The organism is Hymenobacter cavernae, assembly GCF_014641455.1.
Lineage (GTDB): Bacteria > Bacteroidota > Bacteroidia > Cytophagales > Hymenobacteraceae > Hymenobacter > Hymenobacter cavernae.
Genome location: NZ_BMHT01000003.1, coordinates 743,979 through 753,011 on the forward strand (window position 1 = coordinate 743,979; position 9,033 = coordinate 753,011).

At 54.8% G+C, this 9,033-nt stretch carries 5 protein-coding genes; all 5 read left to right on the plus strand.

The features are described from left to right. Positions 1–49 precede the first annotated feature (49 nt). Positions 50–4,576 (plus strand): glutamate synthase large subunit, encoded by a 4,527-nt coding sequence (gene gltB / locus IEX74_RS11395; RefSeq protein WP_188814089.1) that lies wholly within the window; start codon positions 50–52, stop codon positions 4,574–4,576. 3 nt (positions 4,577–4,579) lie between these two features. Beyond that, positions 4,580–6,049: a glutamate synthase subunit beta gene (locus IEX74_RS11400; RefSeq protein WP_188814090.1), complete on the plus strand. Its 1,470-nt coding sequence runs from the start codon at positions 4,580–4,582 to the stop codon at positions 6,047–6,049. Positions 6,050–6,190: 141 nt separating this feature from the next. Beyond that, the gene (locus IEX74_RS11405) at positions 6,191–6,331 is read left to right on the plus strand and encodes a hypothetical protein (RefSeq protein WP_188814091.1); all 141 of its coding nucleotides are present in this window, start codon (positions 6,191–6,193) and stop codon (positions 6,329–6,331) included. 45 nt (positions 6,332–6,376) lie between these two features. Further along, positions 6,377–6,715: an MFS transporter gene (locus IEX74_RS11410; protein ID WP_188814092.1), complete on the plus strand. Its 339-nt coding sequence runs from the start codon at positions 6,377–6,379 to the stop codon at positions 6,713–6,715. Positions 6,716–7,138: 423 nt separating this feature from the next. Further along, positions 7,139–8,545, plus strand: a complete 1,407-nt coding sequence (locus IEX74_RS11415) for a toxin-antitoxin system YwqK family antitoxin (protein ID WP_188814093.1) — start codon at positions 7,139–7,141, stop codon at positions 8,543–8,545. The last annotated feature ends 488 nt before the right edge of the window (positions 8,546–9,033 follow it).

The following is a 9,033-nucleotide window of genomic DNA, read 5'->3' on the forward strand; positions in this document are numbered from 1 at the left end:
GGATTCAGCTGATTGCGTCTTTCTACTCGCCACGACATAACCAATACCGATGAAGCCATCCAGCGCTGAAGCCCCAGGTTTGTATCGTTCAGAATTTGAACATGACTCCTGCGGAACCGGATTTATCACCACAATCAATGGGCACCGCTCCCACCAGATTATCAGTGATGCCCTCACGATTTTGGAAAATATGGAGCACCGTGGTGCCTGTGGCTGCGACTCTGATTCCGGTGATGGAGCGGGCATTCTGTTGCAGGTGCCGCACGAATTCTTCCTGGAAGAATGCCTTGCCCTGAACATCCGTCTGCCCGAACCTGGTTGCTACGGCGTCGGGATGGTGTTCATGCCGAAGAAGATAGCTGCCAAAGCGGAGTGCCGGGCTATTATCAGCCAGGCGGCCGAAAAGCTAGGTTTGCCGGTGCTAGGCTACCGCAAAGTGCCCGTGAACCCAACTGGTATCGGCGAAACGGCGCTGGCCGCTGAGCCCGATATGGAGCAGGTGTTCATCTCCCGCCCCAGCCACATCCGCACGCCCGAGGATTTCGAGCGCAAGCTGTACGTTTTGCGGCGCTTCATCACGAAAACACTGAATGCAACTTCTGATAAGCAAGTAGCTGATAGCTTCTACTTTACGTCGCTTTCCTGCCGCGTTATCGTCTATAAAGGCCAGCTAACGACTTTTCAGGTTCGCAACTACTTCCCCGATCTGTCGGATGAGCGCGTGACGTCGGCCTTCGGCATGATTCACTCGCGCTTCTCCACCAATACATTCCCGTCGTGGAAGCTGGCCCAGCCTTTCCGGATGCTAGCCCACAATGGCGAGATTAACACGCTGACGGGCAACCTGAACTGGTTCTACGCTGGTTTGCGCTCGTACGCTTCCCCCTACTTCTCGAAGGAGGAGCTGGACATGCTGCTGCCAGTTATCGACAACAACCAGTCGGATTCGGCTTGCCTGGACAACATCATTGAGGTGCTGCTGCACTCGGGCCGTTCGCTGCCCCACGTAATGATGATGCTGGTGCCCGAAGCCTGGGACGGCAACGAGCAGATGGACCCGCTGAAAAAGGCTTTCTACGAGTTCCACGCCACCTTCATGGAGCCGTGGGACGGTCCGGCCGCGCTTACTTTCACGGATGGCAAAATCATCGGCTCGATGCTGGACCGCAACGGCTTGCGCCCTTTGCGTTACGTAGTGACCAATGACGGCCGCGTGCTGGTGGCTTCTGAAGCCGGCGTGCTCACGATTGACGAAAGTACCGTGGTGGAGAAAGGTCGTTTGCAGCCGGGCAAGATGTTCCTGGTTGACACCGCCGCCGGGAAGATCATCACCGATAAAGAGATTAAAACGGAGCTAGCTACGCGTCAGCCTTATGGGCAGTGGCTGGAAAACTACAAGATTCGCCTGGAAGAGCTGCCGGAGCCGCGCCTGGCTTTCACCGACCTAGCTAGCGACTCGGTATTCCGTTACCATAAAGTATTCGGGTACACCCGCGAGGACCTCGAAACCATCATCAAGCCAATGGCTTTAGATGGCAAGGAGCCCATTGGGTCGATGGGCACCGACGTGCCGCTGGCGGTGCTTTCCGATCGGCCGCAGCACTTATCCAGTTATTTCAAGCAATTCTTTGCGCAGGTAACCAACCCGCCCATCGACCCAATTCGGGAGCGACTGGTAATGAGCTTGGCTACGTTTATCGGCAACAACGGCAACATCCTGGATGAGGACAAGATGCACTGCCACTGCGTAGCGCTGCGCCAGCCCATCCTGACGAACCACGAGCTGGAAAAGCTTCGCAGTATCGACACGGGCATGTTCAACGCCAAGACGCTGCAAACCTACTTCAAGGCCGATGGCAAGCCGGGTTCCTTGAAGAGCGGTTTGGACCGTCTGTGCCGCTACGCGGAAGATGCCGTGGAAGATGGTTTTGAGGTACTTATCCTCTCCGACCGGGCCCTCGACTCGGGCCACGCCCCTATTCCGTCGCTGCTGGCGGTTTCGGCGGTGCACCACCACCTCATCAAGAAAGGCTACCGGGGTTCGGTGGGCTTGGTGGTAGAAGCCGGCGACGTGTGGGAAGTGCATCACTTTGCCTGCTTGCTGGCGTTTGGCGCGACGGCCATCAACCCGTACCTAGCTTTGGCTAGCTTGTACACGATGAAGACCGACGGCAAGCTGGAGACTTCTCTGGAAGTTAAGCAGCTGTATAAGAACTACATCAAAGCGGTGTGCGACGGCTTGCTGAAGATTTTCTCAAAAATGGGAATCTCCACGCTTCAGTCGTATCATGGCTCGCAAATCTTTGAGATCCTAGGTATTCAGCAGGATGTCGTTGACCGCTACTTCACCGGCGCAGTTACCCGCATCGGCGGCCTAGACCTGGATAGCATTGCCCGCGAAACGCTCTACAAGCACAACAACGGCTTCGGTGATGGCGACTCGGAGCAGCATCTGCTCCCCGAGGGTGGCATCTACCAGTGGAAACGGCGCGGCGAGGCTCACTTGTTCAACCCGCAGACGGTGCACCTGCTGCAGAATGCAACCCGCACTGGCAACTACGAAGTGTACAAGAACTACGCGGCCTTGGTTAATGAGCAGGGCAGCAAGATGTTCACCATTCGTGGCCTGCTGGATTTTGCCCATCACCGCGAGCGTATTTCCCTGGACGAAGTAGAGCCCGCAGAAAGCATCATGAAGCGCTTTGCGACGGGTGCCATGTCGTTCGGCTCGATTTCGCACGAGGCACATAGCACCCTAGCTATTGCCATGAACCGCATTGGCGGCAAGAGTAACACCGGTGAAGGTGGTGAGGACCCGCTACGCTACGAGAAGATGGCGAATGGCGACTCAATGCGCTCGGCTATTAAACAGATTGCATCGGCCCGCTTTGGGGTTACGGCGCACTACCTGACGAACGCCGACGAGCTGCAAATCAAAATGGCACAGGGCGCTAAGCCGGGTGAAGGTGGTCAGCTCCCTGGTCACAAGGTCGATGAGTGGATTGCGAAAGTGCGCCACTCGACGCCGGGCGTCGGTTTGATTTCGCCGCCGCCGCACCACGATATCTATTCCATCGAAGACTTGGCGCAACTTATCTTCGACCTAAAGAATGCCAACCGGGCCGCCCGCATCAACGTGAAGCTGGTGTCGAAGGCAGGCGTAGGCACGATTGCGGCTGGCGTTGCCAAAGCCCACGCCGACGTGATTCTGATTGCCGGCTACGACGGCGGCACCGGTGCTTCGCCCATCAGCTCGATCAAGCACGCAGGCTTGCCATGGGAGCTAGGTTTGGCCGAAGCACACCAGACGTTGGTACGCAACAAGCTCCGCAGCCGCGTGGTGCTGCAAACCGACGGCCAACTCAAAACTGGCCGCGACCTAGCTATTGCGGCGCTGCTCGGCGCTGAAGAATGGGGCGTGGCCACCGCAGCCCTGGTTGCCGGCGGCTGCATCATGATGCGCAAGTGCCACCTGAACACCTGCCCGGTGGGCGTGGCAACACAAGACCCGGAGCTGCGCAAGCTGTTCAGCGGTCAGCCCGAGCACATCGTGAATCTGTTCCGCTTCCTGGCCGAAGAGTTGCGCGAAATCATGGCTGACCTAGGTTTCCGCACCGTAAATGAAATGGTAGGCCGTACGCAGTTCCTCAAAGTGCGGGACGGCATCGACCATTGGAAAGCCAGCCAGCTTGATCTGTCTGGCCTTTTAGCGCCGGTTTCCAATCCGTCGGGCGCAACGCTGTACAACAGCGAAAAGCAGGATCATGGCATCGACACCGTACTCGACTGGGAGTTGCTGGCGAAAGCCGGCCCGGCCCTGGAGGAAAAAACGCCGGTGTTTGCCTCCTTCCAGGTGAAGAACACGGACCGCACCATCGGCACGCTGCTCTCCAACGAAGTATCGAAGCTCTACCACGGCGCCGGTTTGCCCGACAATACGATCAACTTCAAGTTCAAAGGCTCGGCGGGTCAGAGCTTCGGGGCCTTCGCGGCGAAAGGCTTGTCTTTTGAGTTGGAAGGCGAAGCCAATGACTACGTTGGCAAAGGCTTATCGGGCGCGGAGCTAGCTATTTACCCGGCCTCCGAAAGCCAGTTTGCACCCGAAGAGAACATTATCATTGGCAACGTGGCCCTGTACGGCGCTACCTCCGGCGAGTTGTACGTGCGCGGCCAAGCTGGTGAGCGATTCGCCGTGCGCAACTCGGGCGCAGTAGCGGTAGTGGAAGGCGTAGGCGACCACGGCTGCGAGTACATGACCGGTGGTCGCGCCCTCATCCTAGGTAAGACCGGCCGCAACTTCGCCGCTGGCATGAGCGGCGGCATTGCCTGGGTGTACGACCCCGACGGCACGTTCCCCGACAACTGCAACCCGGAAATGGTGGAGCTGGAAGGCTTGGATTCGGAGGACGAAACGCAGATTCAGAAACTACTGCACAAGCACCGCCGCCTCACCCAGAGCCGCTTGGCCGACGAGCTGCTCAACAACTGGGCGGCCGTGGCCGGCAAGTTTGTGAAAGTATTTCCATCAGAGTATAAAAAGGTTGTTCAACAAGCACAGTATCAAGCCGCTCGCTAAGTCATGGGGAAAGTAACAGGATTCAAAGAGTTTGACCGGGAGCTACCGATCAAGTTGCCAGTTGTCGAGCGCGTGAACAATTATCATGAGTTCGTCGGCACCTACTCTGCGCCGGAGCTAAACCATCAGGCCGCGCGCTGCATGAACTGCGGCATTCCGTTCTGCCATTCGGGCTGCCCACTGGGCAACATCATTCCGGAGTTCAACGACGCCGTTTATAAGGAGCAGTGGGAAGAAGCGTACAACATTCTCTCTTCCACCAACAACTTCCCCGAGTTCACGGGCCGCATCTGCCCGGCGCCCTGCGAAGCATCGTGCGTGCTAGGTATCAACCGCCCACCCGTAGCCATCGAGGAAATCGAGAAGCACATCATCGAAATTGCCTTCACGAAAGGCTACGTGAAGGCGGCTCCTCCCCTGCTGCGCTCCGGCAAAACGGTGGCTGTTATTGGTTCCGGTCCGGCTGGCCTGGCTGCGGCGGCGCAGCTGAACAAAGCCGGCCACAGTGTCACCGTTTTCGAGCGTGATGACGTGCCCGGCGGCTTGCTGCGCTACGGTATTCCTGATTTCAAACTAGAGAAATGGGTGGTCGAGCGCCGGATTCAGATTATGGAGGAAGATGGCATCGTCTTCCGCTGCGGTGTGGAAATTGGCAAAGACGTGCCCGCCGCCACGTTGCTCCGTGACTTCGACGCGGTAGTGCTGGCCGGCGGCTCCACCATCCCGCGCGACCTCAAAATTCCGGGCCGCGAGCTCAAAGGCATCCACTTCGCCATGGATTTCCTGAAGCAGCAGAACAAGCGCGTCGGTGAGCGGGAGTTTTCGCAGGAACCGATCCTAGCTACGGGCCAGGATGTGGTAGTTATCGGCGGCGGCGACACGGGCTCCGACTGTGTAGGCACTTCCAACCGGCAGAAAGCCGCTAGCGTCCGCCAGTTTGAAGTGATGTTCCAGCCGCCGAAAGAGCGCACGCAGCACATGCCGTGGCCCACGTTCCCGATGGTCCTCAAAACGACCAGCTCGCACGAAGAAGGCTGTGAGCGTTTCTGGGGTGTTAATACCAAGGAGTTTGTCGGCGACGAAAATGGCAATCTGAAAGCGCTCCGCGTGGCTGATGTATCGTGGGAAACTGACCTCATGGGCCGGCCCAGCAAGTTCACCGAAGTGGAAGGCTCGGAGCGGGAAATCCCTTGTCAGCGCGTGTTCCTCGCCATGGGCTTCCTGCATCCGCAACGCCAAGGCCTGCTGGAACAGCTAGGGGTAGAATTGGATGAGCGCGGCAACGTGAAGGCCCGCGAAGGTTCTTTCCAGACCAATGTGCAAAAGGTATTCACCGCCGGTGACATGCGCCGTGGTCAATCGTTAGTCGTGTGGGCTATTTCCGAAGGCCGAGAAGCCGCCCGCAAAGTCGATCAGTTCCTGACCGGCAAAACGGCGCTACCTAGTAAAGACGCCGTGAGCATGTTTGCATAAAACAAGAGCGACTTGCTCCTGAAAAAAGCCTCGTTGTACAAGCAGCGGGGCTTTTTTGTGTATCGTACCTAGGTACAAGTGGAGAACAAAGCAGCTTTGTTTCTAGTGAATGTAGCGTTAGGGGTGTTGGCTTACTGGCTCATGCAACGCTTCATCCGCTTAGAGGAGCCGCCCCAACGCGTACCACTCGATATCCTAGGTATGGGCCTAATGGCTGGTTGGATAACGTGCTATGCCCTAGGTTTAAGCTGGATTGAAACGGATTGTTTAGTTAATATGTAGGTATTAAGCCTGTTAGCAGCCACGGTCATCGGGGTAGCTTGCTTTATGGTTTACGAGAAGCGCATTGCTCATCCTTTTCTCAACCCTTCGGTACTACGCCACAAGCCACTCAGTGTTAACCTACTGGCGGGCTTGCTCGTGTATGCGGTCCTGATTGCCACCAGTATTGTACTCACATTTTACCTGACAGGGGCCATGCACTACTCACCGGCTCAGGTAGGCCTGATTTTATCCGTAGGGCCACTCACGACGGCTCTACTAAGTACCACTGCCGGCCGCCTTTCCGACCGTTACGGCGCCCGTCCCGTAATGCTGGCCGGGGCTGTGCTGCTCGTGCTAGGTTCCGCCTCACTTATTACCCTCAGCCCCAACGAGAGTAGCTGAGGCATTGTGGCACGACTGATGGTGCTTAACCTAGGTCTTACGTTTTTCCGCACTCCTAATAACACCATTGTTATTACCCTGGCTCCTCCCCACGAGCGGGGCCTGGCAAGCGGCCTACTTAGCTAGGTGCGTACCCTAGGTCTAATACAGGATTGGCATTAGTAGGAGCAGTTTTTGCATTATTAGTACGTCGTGCTGGCTATACGGATGTCAATCATGCCGTTTCAAAAGCATTAGTTAGTGGCACCCATTACGCATTTATGCTCATCAGCTTGCTAGCTTTGACTTCTGTTACATTAGTGCATTGGACATTGCAAGTCGAACGGAGCACCACACAGCTCTGAGTAAACCGATCTACTATCTGCCACATAGCCTGCTAAATCTCCGCTGTACTTTGCCGCTCTTTTCTGCGTTCTGACTTCCATGAAACGACTTTTCCTGCTGTTTGCGCTCATTTCCTGCACCTACACCACACAGGCGCAGAAGTTGCGGCGCTTAGTCACCTATCGCGATTCTACCAACACCAGCATCCGCGAAGTCTACTCGGCTGTAATAGGCGCCGATACCGTCATGGAAGGACCGTACAAGCGTTTCTATCGTTCCGGCAAATTAGAGGCGCAAACCCGCTACTCAGCAGGTAAGCGCGACAGTGTTTACGCTGAATTTCACCCCAACGGCCAAAGGCGTCTGGAAGTCACATATCGGCAAGGCATACGGCAAGGCCCTTTCAAAACGTACTATGACAATGGAAAAGTAGCCCAGGAAGGCACCTACAATGATGACCAACCTACTGGCACCTTACGTACCTACCATCCCAGCGGTGAGATAAAGCTGGAAACCACCCTTACTAAGGGCCAACCAGCAGGTGCCGTGCGTGAGCTATATCCGTCAGGGAAACCTAAAGTGGAAATAACATATCAAAATGGCCAAGCTAATGGGCCTGTTAAGACGTTTTATCCCAATGGTCAGTTACAAAGCGAAGCAACTTACCGGAATGGCTTGCTAACTGGTACCTACAAAACCTATTATGACAGCGGACAGATCGAAACCGAAATCTTGGCTGATAAGATAGGTCGAGGCAGCTACCGTAGCTACTATCCATCTGGCAAGCTCCGTACCGAAGGCACCTATGTAGCTGCTCCCTTAATGGCCCGAACCATTACTAATCCTTTGGCTGATGATCTTACTAAGCGTGCTACATCTCTGGCTGGCGGCACTAGCAACCTAGATGGCCCGGCTAAAGCATATTATGAAAGTGGCGCGCTCCGTAGTAAAATGACCTACCGCAATGGCGTACTTACCGGACAAGCGCAGGATTTCTATGAATCAGGTAAAATTGAACGCGAAACTGATTACACCAATCAAGCTCGTGACCGAAAAGTCATCTCCTACTTTGCCGAAGGAGGTATACGTGAGGAGCAGCAATTCAAGAACAATCTCCCTTCCGGTATTTGGCGCACCTTCTTCCCAAACAGCAAGCAGGTACAAAGTCAGGAGACATACACGGCTGGCAAGCTTACCGGGGAGAAGCTTACCTATTACCCTAACGGTACAATACAGACCCGTAACACCTATGAAAATGGTCGGCTTGCTGGTCTAGGTCAGGTTTTCTTTGCTTCTGGAAAGCTCAAGGCAGAGACTACTTACGTGAAAGGCAGTAAGCTCGGTCCTTATCGACAACTTCGTGAAGATGGTACTACTGAAGTAACTGGCGCTTACCGTAACAATAAGGAAACTGGCATTTGGACATACTTTGAGCCTGACGGAAAAACAGTTACCGAGAAGAAAACCTTCCGTAACGGCCAAGTCATTTCACCTGCTAACAAGTGAATGCTAATCCTAAAAGCTTACCTAATTTAAAATAATTACCCTCTTTTGCTTTGCTTTCTACTCTCAATATCTACCTTTGCACCCCCAAAGCAAACAGATGGTTTGTTATTTAAAAAGGAAGACAGACTCTCAAAAAAAGTTTTCTGTGTACTTGACACGAGGCAAAAGCCGGTAGTATCTTTGCAGCCCGCTTCGAGTGGAAGGGGGGGGGGAGAAAACGAAGGAGAAAAAAAAGTTTTACTGCTTGGTTGTTTTTCTAACTAAGTTTTGTACCTTTGCACTCCCAAAACGAACCAAGGCTTCAAACGGAAGCAAAAAAGGAGGGAGTAGCGGGAACGAAAATACGCCACTCGGTGGTTTATTCACCGACTTGCGCCAGGGTGGAGTAGTTGGTTACCCGCAAGTAAATGGGCTAGTGTACTAGCCCCCACGTTCATCTGATTGGGATGAGCAGACGTTCTTTGAGTGATTGGAAAAGACAAAAAGGA

Bases quoted from the DNA above. Each gene is read 5' to 3' on its own strand.
- gltB (WP_188814089.1), top strand. From the start codon at position 50: ATGAAGCCATCCAGCGCTGAAGCCCCAGGTTTGTATCGTTCAGAATTT.
- IEX74_RS11400 (WP_188814090.1), top strand. From the start codon at position 4,580: ATGGGGAAAGTAACAGGATTCAAAGAGTTTGACCGGGAGCTACCGATC.
- IEX74_RS11405 (WP_188814091.1), top strand. From the start codon at position 6,191: ATGCAACGCTTCATCCGCTTAGAGGAGCCGCCCCAACGCGTACCACTC.
- IEX74_RS11410 (WP_188814092.1), top strand. From the start codon at position 6,377: ATGGTTTACGAGAAGCGCATTGCTCATCCTTTTCTCAACCCTTCGGTA.
- IEX74_RS11415 (WP_188814093.1), top strand. From the start codon at position 7,139: ATGAAACGACTTTTCCTGCTGTTTGCGCTCATTTCCTGCACCTACACC.